Origin of the sequence: Plantactinospora sp. B5E13 (assembly GCF_039871775.1) — a bacterium.
Classification (GTDB): domain Bacteria; phylum Actinomycetota; class Actinomycetes; order Mycobacteriales; family Micromonosporaceae; genus Plantactinospora.
Genome location: NZ_JBDPLT010000072.1, coordinates 14644 through 30932, shown reverse-complemented (window position 1 = coordinate 30932; position 16289 = coordinate 14644). Strand labels below are relative to the sequence as shown.

Below are 16289 nucleotides of genomic sequence, written 5' to 3'. Positions count from 1 at the left end.
GCTGGCGGACCCTTCGTCACACCACCGCCAGCCCACGGCAGATCGGCGACATCGTCCGCGCCGCTCTCCACCTCACCCACTTCGAATACCGATACCTACCGAATCCATGCTGAGATCACGTCATTGAAGGAAACGGGAATGCTGCGGAAATTGCTGTTGGTGATCGCCGTCGCGACGGCCGCCGTAATCCTGCCCGCACAGGCGGCCAGCGCACGCACCATCTGCTACGACGACGTCGAATATGTCCAGAACTCCAGCGGAGTCAACGGGGCCTCCTCCCGAGCCAACTTCTGCTACGACGACGTGTCGGGGTATTTCGAGACCACAACCGGTCTGAACTGGGTCAAGGACCTGGTCAACGGCGACGGCGTCGCGGCCCGGGCCTGGCTGCGCTACCGCTGGGTCGGTGACCCGACGACGTACGAGGTCATCAAGGCGACCGACACGGTCAGCACCTCGGGCGCCACGGGCTGGAGTTGGTCCGGCTACTTCGACTACGTCGGCGTGTACGTCTGCCTCGGCACCACCCCACCGTCGGCTTGGGCCGGCAACTGCAACCTCATCTACGACACCTCCGGTTTCAGCGGGTGACGTCGGCCCGGACCTGATCGCACGATGTACCGGAAGCGGGCCACCCACCATCGCGTGGGTGGCCCGCTGGGACTGTAAAAACAACTTGACAGACCCGGCCCGGCTCGGCGAGCGGATACTTCAGCAGGTCACCGAAGCCGATGTCGAAGCCCTGGTCGACTGGATGTTGACCGAGGGCCGCCGCCGTGGCGGCAAACCCGGCACCGGGCTCGGTGTCCGGTCGGTGCGATTGACGCTGGGCCGGCTACGGACCGCACTGGATGTGGCGGCCCGCCGGCAGCTGGTGGTTCGCAACGTGGCGACGTATGTGACGATCCCCCGGGCGGCGGCCAAGGCGGCCGCCGAGGCCCGCGCTCAACGCAAACCGTGGACACAGGACGAGGTCAGAACGTTCCTCGCCGCCATCACGGGCGAGCGACTGTATCCGATGTGTCTGCTGTCGTTGATGGGTTTGCGTCCGGCCGAGGTGTGCGGGTTGCGGTGGTCTGACGTGGACTTCAAAGCCGGCACGATCGCCGCCGGGGACAACACCCGCACGGTGGTGGACGGGCAGGTGGAGGAGAAGGAAGCCAAGACGGTGGCTGGCAGGCGTGGCCTACCGATGCCGACAGCGGTGTCCCAGGCGTTGAAGACGCTACGCACACGGCAGAAGAAGGAACGCCTGGAAGCGGGCGAGGCGTACACCAACAGCGGCTATGTGCTGGTGGACGAACTTGGCCGGCCGCAGCGTACGGACTGGCTTCGACGTCGGGTGTATGAGTTGATGGCGAAGGCCGGTGTGCGCAAGGTTCGACCGTACGATGCCCGCCATGCCTGCCTGACTCATCTTGCCGCCGCGGGTGTGCCGGATGTGGTGTTGGCGGCGTGGGCCGGTCACGCTGACGGCGGCACGTTGGCGAAGCGGGTCTACGTTCATCCGGATCTGAGTCATCTGAGGTGGCTGCCGCCCAGCTTGATGCGGGCTTGTTCAGCTAACCCTTGCCCTGACTGGGAGACACCTCTCGACTACCGAGAGAAACAGTATGGACGTTCGTGAGAGAATGTGAGACGGCCAGCAAAAAAGGCCCCGTCTCACCGAAGTGATCCAGGGCCCTGACCTGCCGATTTACTGTCGGGACGGCCGGATTCGAACCGACGACCCCTTGACCCCCAGTCAAGTGCGCTACCAAACTGCGCCACGTCCCGTTGCTGGCTTCAGGTCCCCCTGCGACAGCCGGTACAGCTTAGCGCAGGATCATCCGGTCCGCGCACACGCCCTCCCCTGCCTCACTGGTCCCACCGGCGGCGTGCGAGCCGCCACAACCCCTAACGCATCCTAGGAAGATGGGGTACTTCCTGGGGCGGGCCTGAAACAGGGTTGCCGGCACCAGGAAGTACCCCGCTCCGGTCAGCCGTGGGCCTTGCCCCGGCCGCCGGCACCGACCTTCTTGCGCGGGCGTACCGAGACTTCCACCGGGCTGCCCTCGAAGCCGAACTCCTCGCGGAGCTTGCGCTCGACGAACCGCTGGTACCCGGCGTCCAGTGGCGCGGTGGTGAAGAGCACGAACCGGGGCGGCGAGACGCCCGCCTGGGTGGCGAAGAGAATCTTCGGTGCCCGACCCCCACGCACCGGGTGCGGCGTCGCCTGGACCAGGGCGGTGAGCCACTGGTTGAGCTGCCCGGTCGGTACCCGGGTCTCCCAACTGGCCAGCGCGGTACGCAATGCCGGGGCGAGCTTGTCGACCGCCCGCCCGGTCTTCGCCGAGACGTTCACCCGGATCGCCCACGGGATGCGGCGCAGCTCCCGCTCGATCTCCTTGTCCAGGTAGTACCGTCGGTCCGCGTCGACCAGGTCCCACTTGTTGAAGGCGATGACCAGCGCCCGGCCGGACTCGGTCACCATGGTCAGGATCCGCTGGTCCTGCTCGCTGATCGGCTCACTGGCGTCGAGCAGCACGACCGCCACCTCCGCCGCCTCGATCGCGCCGGCGGTACGCAGGCTGGCGTAGTACTCGGTACCGCTGGCCTTGCCGACCCGCTTGCGCAGGCCGGCGGTGTCCACCAGCTGCCAGACCTCGCCGCCGATCTCGACCAGGCTGTCCACCGGGTCGACGGTGGTGCCGGCGACGGCGTCGACCACCGCCCGCTCCTCCCTCGCGAGGCGGTTGAGCAGGCTGGACTTGCCGACGTTGGGACGGCCGACGAGCGCCACCCGGCGCGGGCCGCGTGGGCCGACCTCCCGGATCGGCGGCGCCTCCGGCAACGCCTCGAGGATCGCGTCGAGCAGGTCGCCGGAGCCCCGTCCGTGCAGGGCGGAGACCGGACGCGGTTCGCCGAGCCCGAGCGACCACAACGAGGTCGCCTCCAGCTCGATCGCGGTGTTGTCGGCCTTGTTGGCGACCAGCAGCACCGGCTTGGCACTGCGTCGGAGCATCCGTACCGCGGCCTCGTCGACGTCGGTGGACCCGACCGTGGCGTCGACGACGAACAGCACCACGTCGGCGGTCGCCACGGCGTTCTCGGCCTGGGCCGCGATCGCGGCCGCCCGGTCCCGGGCGTCCGGCTCCCAACCGCCGGTGTCGACGACGGTGAACTGCCGGCCGGACCACTGCGCGTCGTAGGGGACGCGGTCCCGGGTCACTCCGGGAGTGTCTTCGACCACCGCCTGGCGTCGCCCGATGATCCGGTTGACGAGCGTGGACTTGCCGACGTTGGGACGCCCGACGACCGCCACCACCGGCACCGGACCGGTCGGCTCCTCCTGGTCGATGTCCGGTTCCCGCAGCTCGACCCAACCGTCACCGGTACTCACGACGCCTCCTCGCCCCGCCGGACAACCGTCCGACCCTCACCCGACCGGACAACCGTCCGACCTTCGCCGCGCCGGACACCGGTCCGACGCCCATCCGGGCCGGGACAACCCCGACCCGGTACCTCAACCGTCCGCCCCGTACGTCGTCTCACTGACCCGGCCGCCGTCCGGTCAACAGGTCGCGCAGCCGGGCGACCACCTCGTCGATGCCCAGTTCGGTGGTGTCCAGCACCACCGCGTCCGGCGCCTGCCGCAGCGGATCCGCGGCGCGGGTCGAGTCGAGCCGGTCGCGCCGAGCCAGATCGGCCGCGGTCACGGCGAGGTCGGCGGCGTTCTCCGTACTGCGCCGTTGCGCCCGCGCCTCGGCCGACGCGGTCAGGTAGACCTTGAGGTCGGCGTCCGGCGCCACCACCGAGCCGATGTCCCGACCCTCCACCACAATTCTGCCGGCCGCCTCGATGATCTGCCGTTGCAGGGCGACCAGGATCTCCCGTACGGCGGGAACCGCCGACACCGCGGAGACCGCGGCCGTCACCTCGGGGCCCCGGATGTCCCGGTCGACGGCAATCCCGTCGGCGGTCACGCTCGGCGCCTCCGGGTCGACGCCGATCTTCAGATCGACCTCGCCGGCCACCTTTGTCACCGACTCGGCGTTCTCGAGGTCGACACCGGAGCGCAGCACCGCCCAGGTCACCGCCCGGTACATCGCACCGGTGTCGAGATAGCGGGCGCCCAGTGCACTGGCCAGCCTGCGGGAAACGGTGGACTTCCCCGAACCGGACGGGCCGTCCACGGCAACCACACATCGCCCGGTCCGTGCCTCTTCCGCCACCGTTCCTCCTTCTGCCAGTTGATCTGCGTCTGCCCCGGTCCGTGGGCTCGCGTCCCGGTAACCGCAGGTATGCCCCGGGCCACATCGGCACGCCACACAGTCGGCGCGCACCCTGGGAACCCCGGGTGTCGCTGTCCATCATGCCCCGCGCCCCGAACCGGCCCGCGCCCGACGCCGGGGCGTGCTGGGCCGTACGGGTCGGGATCAGTCGTCGACCGCCTTGAACAGCGCGGCGATCTCCGCGTTGGTCAGCACCCGGTGCCGACCGGGACGCAGATCACCGAGCCGGATCGGGCCGATCGCGGTACGCACCAGCCGGGAGACCGGGTGCCCGACCTCCTCCATCAGCCGCCGGACGATGTGCTTGCGCCCCTCGTGCAGGGTGATCTCCACCTGGGCGGTTCGCCCCAGGGTGTCCACCAACCGGAACTCGTCGACCCGGGCCGGGCCGTCCTCGAGTTCGACTCCGGCCAGCAGCCGGCGCCCGGCGTTGCGGCGCAGTGGTCCCGCCACCTCGCAGAGGTACGTCTTCGGCACCCCGTACGACGGGTGCATCAGCCGGTGGGCGAGCGTTCCGTCGTTGGTGAGCAGCAGCAGTCCCTCGCTGTCGGCGTCGAGCCGGCCGACGTGGTAGACCCGTTCCTCGACCCGACCGAGGAAGTCCGCGAGTGCGGTACGCCCCTTCTCGTCGGCCATCGTCGAGACGACGCCGCGCGGCTTGTTCATCGCGAGGTAGACCAGTCGGGCGTCGGTCACCACCCGTTCGCCGTCGACGTAGATGACCGCGGTCGACGGGTCGACCTTGTCGCCGAGTTGCGCGATCCGGCCGTCCACGGTGACCCGGCGCCGGAAGATCAGGTCCTCGCAGGCACGTCGGGAGCCCACGCCGGCGGCGGCGAGCACCTTCTGCAGGCGCTCGACGCCGTTGACGGGGGCGAGCTTGTCATCGTGGGGCATCGGCGATCTCTTCCACATCGTCGGGCAGGAACGGGGCGAGCGGCGGCAACTGGTCGACCCTGTCCAGCCCGAGTTTCTCCAGGAACAACGTTGTCGTCCGGTAGAGGAACGCACCGCTGTCCGGCTCGGTGCCACATTCCTCGACCAGGCCGCGCGAGACCAGGGTACGGATCACCCCGTCGCAGTTGACACCGCGGATGGCGGAGATCCGCGACCGGGTCACCGGCTGCTTGTAGGCGACCACGGCGAGGGTCTCCAACGCCGCCTGGGTGAGTCGGACAGACTGGCCGTCCAAGACGAAACGTTCGACGTAGGCGGCGTATTCCGGCCGGGTGTAGAGACGCCAACCACCCGCCGCCCGGCGCAGTTCGAAACCGTGTCCGGCCGTCGTGTAGTCCCGGGCGAGCCGGTCCAGCATGACGGCGACCCGTTCGGTCGGCTGTTCCAGTACCTGGGCGAGGACGATCTCGGCGACCGGTTCGTCGACGACCAGCAGGATCGCCTCCAGCGCGCCGCGCAACTCGGCGTCGTCGATCAGCGCCAGCGGCGCGGCCCGCCTGGCCGTCGCGCCGGCGGGGCCCGCCGGGGCACCGGCACCATGGTCCACGGGTCCGTCCACCGCCTGTGCCCCGGACGCACGCTCCGCCCCGCGCAGGCTCTCCGCCCCGGACAGGCTCTCCGGACCGGGTACGTCGGCGGCCTCGGCGGCGAACACACCCTCCGCCCCGGACGGGCGCTGCGCGCCGGGCAGCGCCCGCGCCCCGGCCTCGGTGCTCGACGCTCCGGACAGCCCTCGCGCCCCCGCCTCGGTGCTCGACGCTCCGGCCGACACCGGTCCGGCCGCGGTCTGCGCCGCGGGAGCCGGCAGCGTACCGTCCAGTGCCCCACCGTCCGTCGCCGAAGGCACCGCCGTCCCCGACACGTCCGCCGGCGCCGCGTCCTCCGTGACCGGAACGTCGGTCACCGGCCCCTCGCCGTCGGAGTCGTCGACCGACGGCGCATCGGGCGTCTCCTGCCCGGTCGACTGTCGCGGGGCGGGTGACCGCTCCCAGGGCGGCACCCAGGCCGCGGCCTGCTCGGCCAGGGACTCCGGCCGATTGTCGCTGGTCACCGTGCCTCCTCCTGAATCTCTCCGGCGCCGGCCGGGTCGGTGCCGGTCGCCACGCCGGGCCGGTCGACGTCCGAGTCGGCAGCCCCGGCCACGCCGACCTCGGCGGTCTCGGCGCGGTCCCCGGCGGCCGCCGGCTCCTTGACCGGCGTTCCCGCGTACTCGTCGATGGTCAGGTCGGCGCCGCCGTCGGCGGGACCGGTCCACCGTACGGTCAGTTCACCGAGCGCCTCCACCTGGCTGAACCCGACCAGGCCCTCCCGGTACAGCTCGAGTAGCGCCAGGAACCGGGCCACCACCTCGAGCGTCGACTCACAGTCCGCGCAGAGGATCCGGAACGTCGCGGTGCCGGCCCGGCGTAGCCGGTCCCGGAGCAGTGCGGCGTGCTCCCGGACACTCACCAGTACCATGTGCACGTGATCGATGGAGACGACCGGAGCAGCCTTCGGGGTCATCGCCTTGATCGCCAGTTTGAGCAGCCGCTCCGGTCCGATCCCCAGGACCAGTTCGGGTAGCGCCTCGGCGTACCGCGGCTCCAGGGTGACCGCCCGGGGGTAGCGGCGGGAACCGACCGCCTCCAGTTCCGCGATGTGCGCGGCGGCCTCCTTGTACGCCTTGTACTGCAGCAGCCGGGCGAAGAGCAGGTCCCGGGCCTCCAGCAGGGCGAGATCCTCCTCGTCCTCCACCTGGGCGGCGGGCAGCAGCCGGGCCGCCTTCAGGTCGAGCAGGGTGGCGGCGATCACCAGGAACTCGCTCGCCTCGTCGAGGTCCCAGGCGTCACCCATCGCCCGGATGTAGGCGATGAACTCGTCGGTCACCTGGTGCAGGGCGACCTCGGTGACGTCGAGCTTGTGCTTGCCGATCAGTTGCAGCAGCAGGTCGAACGGGCCGGTGAAGTTCGCCAGCCGTACGGTGAAGCCGGCGCCTGCCTCGGTCTCGTCGGCGGTGGGAGTGTCCCCGTCGGCCGTCGCGGCGACGTCCGGACGACCGTCGTCCGGGTCGGACGACGGCGATCTCTGACTCTGGGCGGGCACCACAGCGGTGGCGGCCGGCGCCGACGGCCCCGGATCGCCGGATACCAACCCCGAGGCCGACGGATCCGACACCGACGGACCCGGCGGTTTCGGGTCCGGGGCGGCGGAGACGGCGGGGGAATTCACCCGACGACCGTAGTCCACCGGCTCCGCGGCGTCCGTCGGCAGCCCCACGCCGGTACCGTCACTCACCCGATGATCCTCTCGGGGTGGCCGTGCCGCCGCTCCCCCACCACCCGGCCGGCTCCGGAACGGAGAACGGAAACGGAAACGGAACGGGACAGCGGCCGGCAGCCGCCGGCCGGGAACCTCCGCACAGGGCTACCGCTCGGCCTGCGCGGCGATCACCTCTCGGGCCAGCTGGCGGTAGTTGCGGGCACCGGAGGACGCCGGGTCCAGGGTGGTGATCGGCGCGCCGGCGACCGTGGACTCCGGGAACTTGACCGTCTTGGTGATCACCGTCTGGTAGACCTTGTCGCCGAACGCCTCGACCACCCGCTGCAGCACCTGCCGGCAGTGGGTGGTGCGGCTGTCGTACATGGTGGCCAGGATGCCTTCGAGCTCCAGGTCGAAGTTGAGCCGTTCCCGCACCTTGTCGATGGTGTCCAGCAGCAGCGCCACCCCGCGCAGGCTGAAGAACTCGCACTCCAGCGGGATGAGTACGCCGTCCGCCACGGTCAACGCGTTGATCGCGAGCAGGCCCAGCGACGGCTGGCAGTCGATCAGGACGAAGTCGTACTCCTTGCGGATCGAGCGCAGCACCCGGGCCAGGGCCATCTCCCGGGCTACCTCGTTGACCAGCTGGATCTCGGCCGCCGAGAGGTCGATGTTGGCGGGCAGCAGGTGCAGGCCGGCCACGTCGGTCTTGATCAGCACGTCCTCGGCGGTGACGTCGTCCTGCATCAGCAGGTTGTAGACCGACAGGTCCAGGTTGTGCGGGTTGACGCCGAGCCCGACCGAGAGCGCGCCCTGCGGGTCGAAATCGACAAGCAGAACCTTGCGGCCGTACTCGGCCAGCGCGGCGCCCAGGTTGATGGTCGTGGTGGTCTTGCCGACCCCGCCCTTCTGGTTGGCCATCGCGATGATCCGCGCCGGGCCGTGCTGGTCGGTCGGCATCGGCTCCGGGATCGGCTTGCGCATCGTGTACGCGGCCGGGTCGGCCGGGCCGAGTTCGGCGCCGAGGTCCAGGGCGGACTGCTGTTCGCGCAGGGTCGAGGTCCACGCCTCGGCACGGTCACCGTTGTCAGCCATGTCCTCGTACGCCCCCTCCCGACGACTGCCCGGCGTCGGAGCCGAACGGTGTCCTGTGCGGCGCCGCCGCGAACCTCGATTGCCGCCTCACGAGGCCGCGCCGATGCCGACTGTACGCCACGTCGCAGCACCGTAGTGGGCACCGTCTCGGCGTGTCGACTCGGCGGGGACAACGGTGTACCACGGCCGGAGCGTCCACGCGTCGCAGGCGCCGCGCGCCGAGATTACCCGGAGCGGATCAGTCGAGGGCCCGGGGATGCGCGGTGACGTACACCTCGCGGAGCCGGTCCACGGTCACCAGGGTGTAGACCTGGGTCGTGGTCACCGAGGCGTGGCCGAGCAGTTCCTGCACGACCCGCACGTCAGCGCCACCGTCGAGCAGGTGGGTGGCGTACGAGTGACGGAGTGTGTGCGGCGAGACCGCCCCCGGCCCGTCGACCGGAAGTCCGGCGCGCCGGGCGGCCCGGCGCAGGATGGTCCAGGCGCTCTGCCGGGACAGTGGCCCGCCGCGGGCGTTGAGAAAGATCACCGGAGTGCCGTGGCCGGCGGCGGCGAGGGCCGGCCGGGCCCGGACGAGGTAGGCCCGCAGCGCCTCGGCCGCGTACCCGCCGACCGGCACCAGCCGACTCCGCCCACCCTTGCCCCGGAGCATCACCACCCCGTCGGTCAGGTCGAGGTCGTCGATCGCGGCGCCGACCGCCTCGGAGATCCGGGCGCCGGTGCCGTACAGGAACTCCAGCAGCGCCCGGTCGCGCAGCGGCAGCGTCGCCTCCGGTCCGGTCGCCCCGGCCGGACCGGTGGTCTCCAGCAGTCGGAGCACGTCGGTGACGTCCAACGCCCGGGGCAGCCGCCGGGGCGGCACCGGCGGCCGGACGTCCCGGCTCGCATCCTGGCCGGCCAGCCCTTCCCGGACCGCGAACCGGTGCAGGCCACGGACGGCGGAGGCGGCCCGGGCGGCGGAAGCGGCCGACAGCGGCGGGTGGTCGGCATCCCCGGCCCGCAGCCGGGCCACGTGCCCGGCGATCTGCGCCGGTCCGACCGTGGCCAGGTCCCGGACCCCGTCGGTGGCCAGCGTCGCCAGATACCGTTCCAGGTCCCGGCGGTACGACGAGAGCGTGTTCGTCGACAGTCCCCGCTCGACGGTCAGGTGGTCGAGGTAGCCGCGCACCGCGCGGCGCAGCGCCGGTGACGGCTCGGCCGGGGGTGGATCCGGCGGCGAGTCGCCCGGAGCCGGGTCGGCCGGAGCCCCGTCGGCCAGCGACGGGTCGGCCGGAGCCGGGGCCGGCACGTCGGTGCCCGACCCCGCCCCCGGTACCCCGCTCATCCGAGGACGTCCGCCAGCGGCAGCGTGGACATCCCGTGCGCCTCGGCGACCGGCCCGTAGGTGACCTGGCCGGCGTGCGTGTTGAGGCCCAGGGCGAGCGCCGGGTCGCGGCGCAGCGCCTCGCGCCAGCCGTGGTTGGCCAGCTCCAGGGCGTACGGGAGGGTGACGTTGGTCAGCGCGTACGTGCTGGTGTGCGGCACCGCGCCGGGCATGTTCGCCACGCAGTAGAACAGCGAGTTGTGCACCGGGTAGACCGGGTCGTCGTGGGTGGTCGGCCGGGAGTCCTCGAAGCAGCCGCCCTGGTCGATCGAGATGTCGACGAGCACACTGCCCGGCTTCATCCGGGAGACCAACTCGTTGGAGATCAGCGTCGGGGCCTTCGCCCCGGGCACCAGCACCGCGCCGATCACCAGGTCAGCGTCGAGCACGGCCCGCTCGATCTCGTAGGTGTTCGACGCCACGGTCTGCAGGTGCCCCCGGTAGATCGCGTCGGCCTGGCGCAGTTGGCTCACCGCCCGGTCCAGCAGCAGCACCTCGGCCTGCAGGCCGAGCGCGATCGCCGCCGCGTTCCGGCCGGAGACCCCGGCGCCGATCACCACGGTCTTGGCCGCGTACACGCCGGAGACGCCACCCATCAGCACCCCGCGCCCTCCCCCGCTGCGCATCAGGTGGTACGCCCCGACCTGCGGCGCCAGCCGGCCCGCGACCTCGGACATCGGGGCGAGCAGCGGCAGCGAGCGGTCCGGCAGCTCGACCGTCTCGTACGCGATACCGGTGACCTTCCGGTCCAGCAACGCGTCGGTGCACGACTTGGAGGCGGCGAGGTGCAGGTACGTGAAGAGCAGCTGCCCCTCCCGCATCCGGTGGTACTCCTCGGCGACCGGCTCCTTGACCTTCAGGACCAGCTCGGCGGTACCCCACACGTCGTCGGCGTCGCCGAGGATGGTGGCACCGGCGGCGGCGAACTCGTCGTCGCTGATCGACGACCCGGCCCCGGCGCCGGCCTCCACGTACACCTGGTGGCCGGCACGGACGAACTCGTGCACACCCGCCGGGGTGATCGCCACCCGGTACTCGCGGTTCTTGACCTCGCGCGGAATTCCGACCTTCACGATGCAGACACCCTCTCTGCCGGGGTCGCCGGCTCCGGTGGTACGGCGCGCGCCGGCTCCGGTGCCGCCGCGGTCCGCCGTCCCGCCTGCGGAAGTCTAGGACCGCGCCCCGGACCGGGCAGCCAGCATTGTGACAGCGGGTAACCGCCAGGGTTGACGGTATGTCAGCCGGCCGCCCGGTGCACGGGTCAGGGCAGCGGCGCGTCGACCGGCCGCAGCGGCGCCCAGCCCTGGTCACGGGCCCGGGCTGCGGCGAGCACCCCGGCCACGCAGGCGACGTTGGTGATCTCCCCGGCCAGGACCATCGTCACCGCCTCGTCCAGGTCGACCCGGACGACCTCCAGTTCGGCCTCCTCGTCGTGGCGCTCGTGCCGGTCACCGGGCGGGACCTCCGACAGCTCCCGGGCCAGGAAGATCCGGATCATCTCGTCGGAGTAGCCGGGTGAGGTGTGCACGTCGACCAGCAGGTCGAGCCGGGCCGCGTGCAGGTCCGCCTCCTCGGCGAGTTCCCGGAGCGCGCCGGCCGGCAACTCCTCGCCGGCCACGTCGGCCAGGCCGGCCGGCAGTTCCCAGATCGCCCGGCGGAGCGGGTGGCGGTACTGCCGTACCAGCACCACCCGCCCCTGCTCGTCCAACGCGACCACACCGACCGCGCCGACGTGCCGTACGTAGTCCCGGGCCGAGACCCGGCCGCCCGGCATCTCGACCTGGTCCGTGACGACGGAGAAGATCCGCCCCCGGAACCGCTCCTGGCTGGACCGGACCGCGTAGTGGTGCCCGGACCCGGCCGGCGTGCCGCCGCCGAACCCGGCCGGCCCGGAACCGTCAGCGGTCCGGCCGGCCGCGGTCGGCGTGGGGCCGGTCACGACGGGGAGCTCGCGCGGGCCGCCCGGACCTGGCCGTTGCGTCCGCCCCGTCCACCCCGCGCCGGGGAGGTCCCCGACTCCACGTCGGCGGCACCGTCGCCCCCCGGCGCCGAATCGGCGACCGGGGCACCGGCGACGGTCCCCGCCGGAGCGTCCAGGTCCACCGGCAGCTGGTCGGCCGACGAGTAGGCGACCACCGCACCGACGAACGCCGCGAAGAGCGGATGCGGCCGGGTCGGCCGGCTCTTCAGCTCCGGATGTGCCTGGGTCGCCACGAAGAACGGGTGCAGGTCCCGGTCCAGCTCGACGAACTCGACCAGTCGACCGTCCGGCGAGGTGCCGGAGATCTGCAACCCGGCCTTGGTGAGCACGTCCCGGTAGGCGTTGTTCACCTCGTACCGGTGGCGGTGCCGCTCACTGACCTCGGTGGCGCCGTACGCCTCGGCGACCAGCGAACCGTCGGTCAACCGGGCCGGGTACGCGCCGAGCCGCATCGTCCCGCCCAGGTCACCCTTGCCCGCGACGATGTCCTGCTGGTCGGCCATGGTGGCGATCACCGGGTGGCTGGCCTGCTCGTCGAACTCGAGCGAGTTGGCGCCGTCCAGCCCGGCGAGATGGCGGGCGACCTCGATGGTCATGCACTGCAGACCGAGGCAGAGTCCCAGGATCGGGATCCGGTTCTCCCGGGCGTACCGGACCGCACCGATCTTGCCCTCGATGCCGCGTACGCCGAAGCCGCCGGGGATGACGATCCCGTCGACGCCGGCCAGCGCGGCAGCCGCACCGGCGGCGGTCACGCAGTCGTCACTCGGCACCCAGACCAGTTCCACCCGGGCCCGGTGGCCGAACCCGGCGGCCCGGATCGCCTCGCTCACCGACAGGTACGCGTCGGGCAGGTCGACGTACTTGCCGACCAGGGCGACCCGGACGGTGTGCCGGGGGTGGTGCACCCGGTCGAGCAGGTCGTCCCAGCGGTCCCAGGCGACGTCCCGGAAGGAGAGCCCGAGCCGACGTACCACGTAGGCGTCCAGGCCCTCCTGGTGCAGCACCTTCGGGATGTCGTAGATGCTCGGCGCGTCCGGTGCGGCGATCACCGCCTCGCGGTCGACGTCGCAGTAGAGCGAGAGCTTGTGCTTGAGCTTGTCCGGGATCTCCCGGTCCGACCGGCAGACGATGGCGTCCGGCTGGATACCGATGTTGCGCAGCTGGGCGACCGAGTGCTGGGTCGGCTTGGTCTTCAGCTCCCCGGACGGTGCCAGGTACGGCACCAGCGACACGTGCAGGTAGAAGCAGTTGTCCCGACCGAGGTCGTGGCGGACCTGCCGGATCGCCTCGAGGAACGGCAGCGACTCGATGTCCCCGACCGTGCCACCCACCTCGGTGATCACCACGTCCGGGGTCCGGCCGTCCTCGTCGGGGTCGGCCATGGCCAGGATCCGGGACTTGATCTCGTTGGTGATGTGCGGGATCACCTGCACGGTGTCCCCGAGGTACTCCCCGCGCCGCTCCTTGGCGATCACCTCCGAGTAGATCTGGCCGGTGGTGACGTTCGCCTTGCCGGACAGCGCCCGGTCGAGGAACCGCTCGTAGTGCCCGACGTCGAGATCGGTCTCGGCGCCGTCGTCGGTGACGAAGACCTCACCGTGCTGGAACGGGTTCATCGTTCCCGGGTCGACGTTGAGGTAGGGGTCGAGTTTCTGCATCACGACGCGCAGACCCCGCGCGGTGAGCAGATTTCCAAGGCTGGAGGCGGTCAGGCCCTTGCCGAGTGAGGAGGCGACGCCCCCGGTGACGAAAATGTGCCTGGTCGTCCGTACTGAAGGGGCCAAGGCCTGCTCCCGTGGTCGTCTGTTGCGATCGTGCAGACCGGGTCCGATCAGCGAAGTGATCGAGGCGATCCACGGGATTCCACGGTAACACCATCCGTGGCCGGGGTGCCGGCCGCACCCGTTTCCGTGCCGTCGACCCGGTGGCCGTACCTGATCAACCTGCCGGCAACCCGGCACCCGGATCGGGTTTGCGGCTCAACCTGATCGATCCGTCGGTGATCCTGACCACCGGACCGGTGGTTCAGCCGGTCGGGGCGCCGGCCGCGTCGTCCGCCCATCCGACGGCGGGCGGCATGGTGCGGTCGGTGGCGTGGTCGAGCACCCGCAGCGCCGCCAGGGCGGCCATCGGCACCGCCAGGGCGGCCGCCGCGCCGGCGACGTTGAGGGCGGCGCCGCCGAGGACCCCGCCGAGCAGGGCGGCGACCGCGATACCGGCCATTCCGGCCCGGACCGCCGGGTAGATCCCGAACAGACGTTTGAGACCGCCCCAGGGACGCAGCAGGGCGAACCACACCAGCACCGCGCCGGCCAGGGCCAGCACGGTCAGCGGACTGCCGAACAACGCCGTCAGGTTCGCCGCCCCGGAGCGGTGCACGGTGAGCCCGCTGGTGCCGTCGCCGAAGGCGGCGAGGAAGCGGCCGAGGCTGCCCCGCTGGTCCAGCGGCTGGCGCAGGTCGAGCAGGGCGAACCCGATCGTCACGGCCAGACCCGCCATGGTGGCCCAGGCCAGCCGGGCAGGGGTCAACCAGCCGCCGGTGCTGATCGCGGCCGCGATGCTCACTCCGGCGGTCAGCGCGACCGCGCCCACCGGATCACCACCCAGGTACGGACTGCCGACGACGATCACGCCGAGCACACCGACGAGCACCACCACCGCCGGACGCCAACTGCGGCGGACCCGTTGGGCGAGCCATCCGGCGGTCAGCAGGCTGCCGGCCACGAACACGCCAAGGCCGACCACGCCGAGGCCGGAGTAGCGGCCGCCCTCCAGCGCCGAGTAGCCGATCACCCCGTTGAGCTGGAGCCGGGCTCCGGTGATCACGTCGGCCGCGACGACCAGGGCCGCCAACGCGGCGACGCTGCCCAACGGCCAGAGGGTGCGCCCGTACGCCCGGGCCAGCCGGACCCCGGCGGTGGCCACACCGAGCAGCCCGACGGTGACCAGGGCGAAGTAGACGCCGGCGTGCTCGCCGCGCCACCACGGGACCACGTCGGCGACCAGGGCGGCGGGTATCGCGAGGGCGGCCGCGATCAGCAGCACCTCGACCGTCGCGACGATCCGCCGGGGCACCGGGGTGGGTCCCGACGGTCCGGCGTGCCGGCGGGCCCGCCGCAACAGCGGCACCACCGCGATCGCGAGCAGCACCTGCAGGCCGGCCAGCAGGGCGAAGAACCAGCGGGCCACCCGTTGCTGGGCCCGCGCCTCGCGGTCGGCGTCCGCCGGTGCGGCGATGGCGTCGGGCAGGGCGGCGGGGCGGCCGGCGACCCTGGTCGCCGGCTGACCGACGAAGACTCGCTGGGGCGCGGGCCGGCCGAGCGCGGCCAGCGCGGTCGGCGCCAGGTCGACAAGTTGCAGGTAGCCGTCCCGGCCCGTGCTACGCGAGGTGAGCCAGCCCCGTTCCCAGCCGGGGCCGTCGGCCACCGCCACGTGCAGGCGGGACGTCTGGTCGGTGTCGGCGATCCCGGCGACCAGCACCAGGGACCGTTCGGGGCGGGCCGCCAGCACCCGGGCCAGCGCGGTGTCGGCGCGGCGGGCGGCATCGGCCCGGCCGGCCGGGTCCTCGCCGGCGACGGTGCCGAGGTCGATGATGCTCAGTACGCAGTCGTCGAGCATGGTGGAGAGCTCGGCCGGCAGCTTCTCGGCGTACCGGTCCACCCGTCCGAAGGGCCGGGCGGCGGCGACGGCCGCACCGGAGCCGACCGCGTTGGTGCACCGGACCGATTCGGCCAGCGTCCCCGGTACCGTGCCCCAGCGAAGTTTGTCCTGGTTGAAGCTGACCGTGGCCCGCTGGTCGGGCAGGTTGGCGCTGATCCGGTCCGGCCGCTCGACGGTGACGTCCAACGGCGGACACTCACCCGGTACGACGGTGCCGTCCCAGGCCGCGAAGTTGCCGGCGCCGAGAGTTTGCCAGCCGTCGACCGGGCAGGTCGGCTGGCGCGCCGAGCGGACCGACAGCGAGCCGATGGAGCCTCGTTCGGCCATCTGCCACAGCGTCGGGGTCTGCTGCGGGTCGACGTCGTCCCAGCGCAGGCCCGGGATGCCGACCAGCACCACGTAGTCGGCGGTCTTCTCCGGTGCGCCGGCGGCCGGCCGGACGACCAGCGCCGCGACGCCCAGGGCCACCACCGCGGCGGTCAACAGGACCGGCACCAGCCGACGCAGCACCGGCAGCACCGCGAACCGGCGTACCAGGTCCGGCACGGCCGGCGCCGGCCGTGCAGGGTCCGGGGTGGACCCTGTCGGATCCGGCGCTACCTCGAGCTGCCGCCCCGGATCCGGGAGCGCCGGGTCGTCCGGTGCCGGTGCGGTCCGGTCCGGGTGGGCCGACCGCAGCCGCCGGGGCAGCGCCGCCAGCCGGCCACGCCACCCGGGT

General features: G+C 72.0%; 11 protein-coding genes, 1 tRNA gene and 2 pseudogenes. 2 read left to right on the top strand and 12 right to left on the bottom strand.

The window, feature by feature from the left end; translation table 11 throughout:
* Positions 1-138 precede the first annotated feature (138 nt).
* Entirely contained in the window at positions 139-591 is a 453-nt protein-coding gene (locus ABGB05_RS35025) for a hypothetical protein (protein ID WP_347658284.1), read from the top strand.
* Positions 592-649: 58 nt separating this feature from the next.
* Positions 650-1627, top strand: a complete 978-nt coding sequence (locus tag ABGB05_RS35020) for a site-specific integrase (protein ID WP_347658283.1) — start codon at positions 650-652, stop codon at positions 1625-1627.
* A 75-nt stretch (positions 1628-1702) separates the two neighbouring features.
* Here the strand turns inward: ABGB05_RS35020 and ABGB05_RS35015 are convergent.
* The 12 genes and pseudogenes from ABGB05_RS35015 to ABGB05_RS34960 form a co-directional block, all read right to left on the bottom strand.
* Positions 1703-1776 (bottom strand) — tRNA-Pro (locus tag ABGB05_RS35015).
* 202 nt (positions 1777-1978) lie between these two features.
* Positions 1979-3382, bottom strand: a complete 1404-nt coding sequence (der, locus tag ABGB05_RS35010; protein WP_347658282.1) for a ribosome biogenesis GTPase Der — start codon at positions 3380-3382, stop codon at positions 1979-1981.
* 148 nt (positions 3383-3530) lie between these two features.
* Positions 3531-4214, bottom strand: a complete 684-nt coding sequence (gene cmk, locus ABGB05_RS35005) for a (d)CMP kinase (protein ID WP_347658281.1) — start codon at positions 4212-4214, stop codon at positions 3531-3533.
* A 204-nt stretch (positions 4215-4418) separates the two neighbouring features.
* Positions 4419-5171, bottom strand: coding sequence for a pseudouridine synthase (locus tag ABGB05_RS35000; RefSeq protein WP_347658280.1), 753 nt, complete (start codon positions 5169-5171; stop codon positions 4419-4421).
* Complete coding sequence (scpB, locus tag ABGB05_RS34995) at positions 5158-6282, bottom strand: SMC-Scp complex subunit ScpB (RefSeq protein WP_347658279.1); 1125 nt, start codon at positions 6280-6282, stop codon at positions 5158-5160. Before scpB ends, ABGB05_RS35000 begins: the two co-directional genes overlap by 14 nt.
* Positions 6279-7505, bottom strand: coding sequence for a ScpA family protein (locus tag ABGB05_RS34990; protein ID WP_347658278.1), 1227 nt, complete (start codon positions 7503-7505; stop codon positions 6279-6281). Before ABGB05_RS34990 ends, scpB begins: the two co-directional genes overlap by 4 nt.
* A gap of 129 nt (positions 7506-7634) precedes the next feature.
* The gene (locus tag ABGB05_RS34985; RefSeq protein ID WP_347658277.1) at positions 7635-8564 is read right to left on the bottom strand and encodes an AAA family ATPase; all 930 of its coding nucleotides are present in this window, start codon (positions 8562-8564) and stop codon (positions 7635-7637) included.
* Between the two features lie 238 nt (positions 8565-8802).
* Positions 8803-9888 carry a site-specific tyrosine recombinase XerD gene (locus ABGB05_RS34980; RefSeq protein ID WP_347658276.1) on the bottom strand — a complete coding sequence of 362 codons (1086 nt, stop codon included), beginning with the start codon at positions 9886-9888 and terminating at the stop codon, positions 8803-8805.
* Complete coding sequence (ald, locus tag ABGB05_RS34975; protein WP_347658275.1) at positions 9885-11000, bottom strand: alanine dehydrogenase; 1116 nt, start codon at positions 10998-11000, stop codon at positions 9885-9887. The genes ABGB05_RS34980 and ald overlap by 4 nt, the downstream gene beginning before the upstream one ends.
* Positions 11001-11188: 188 nt before the next feature.
* Entirely contained in the window at positions 11189-11731 is a 543-nt protein-coding gene (locus ABGB05_RS34970; protein ID WP_347658286.1) for an NUDIX hydrolase, read from the bottom strand.
* Between the two features lie 287 nt (positions 11732-12018).
* Positions 12019-13695, bottom strand: a pseudogene (locus tag ABGB05_RS34965) (CTP synthase); the annotation flags it as partial.
* A gap of 295 nt (positions 13696-13990) precedes the next feature.
* Positions 13991-16081: pseudogene (locus ABGB05_RS34960) on the bottom strand (hypothetical protein); the annotation flags it as partial.
* Between the last annotated feature and the right edge of the window lie 208 nt (positions 16082-16289).

Coding starts and splice junctions, on each gene's coding strand:
- ABGB05_RS35000 (WP_347658280.1), bottom strand. CDS start 5,171: ATGCCCCACGATGACAAGCTCGCCCCCGTCAACGGCGTCGAGCGCCTG.
- ABGB05_RS35025 (WP_347658284.1), top strand. CDS start 139: ATGCTGCGGAAATTGCTGTTGGTGATCGCCGTCGCGACGGCCGCCGTA.
- ABGB05_RS34980 (WP_347658276.1), bottom strand. CDS start 9,888: ATGAGCGGGGTACCGGGGGCGGGGTCGGGCACCGACGTGCCGGCCCCG.
- ABGB05_RS34985 (WP_347658277.1), bottom strand. CDS start 8,564: ATGGCTGACAACGGTGACCGTGCCGAGGCGTGGACCTCGACCCTGCGC.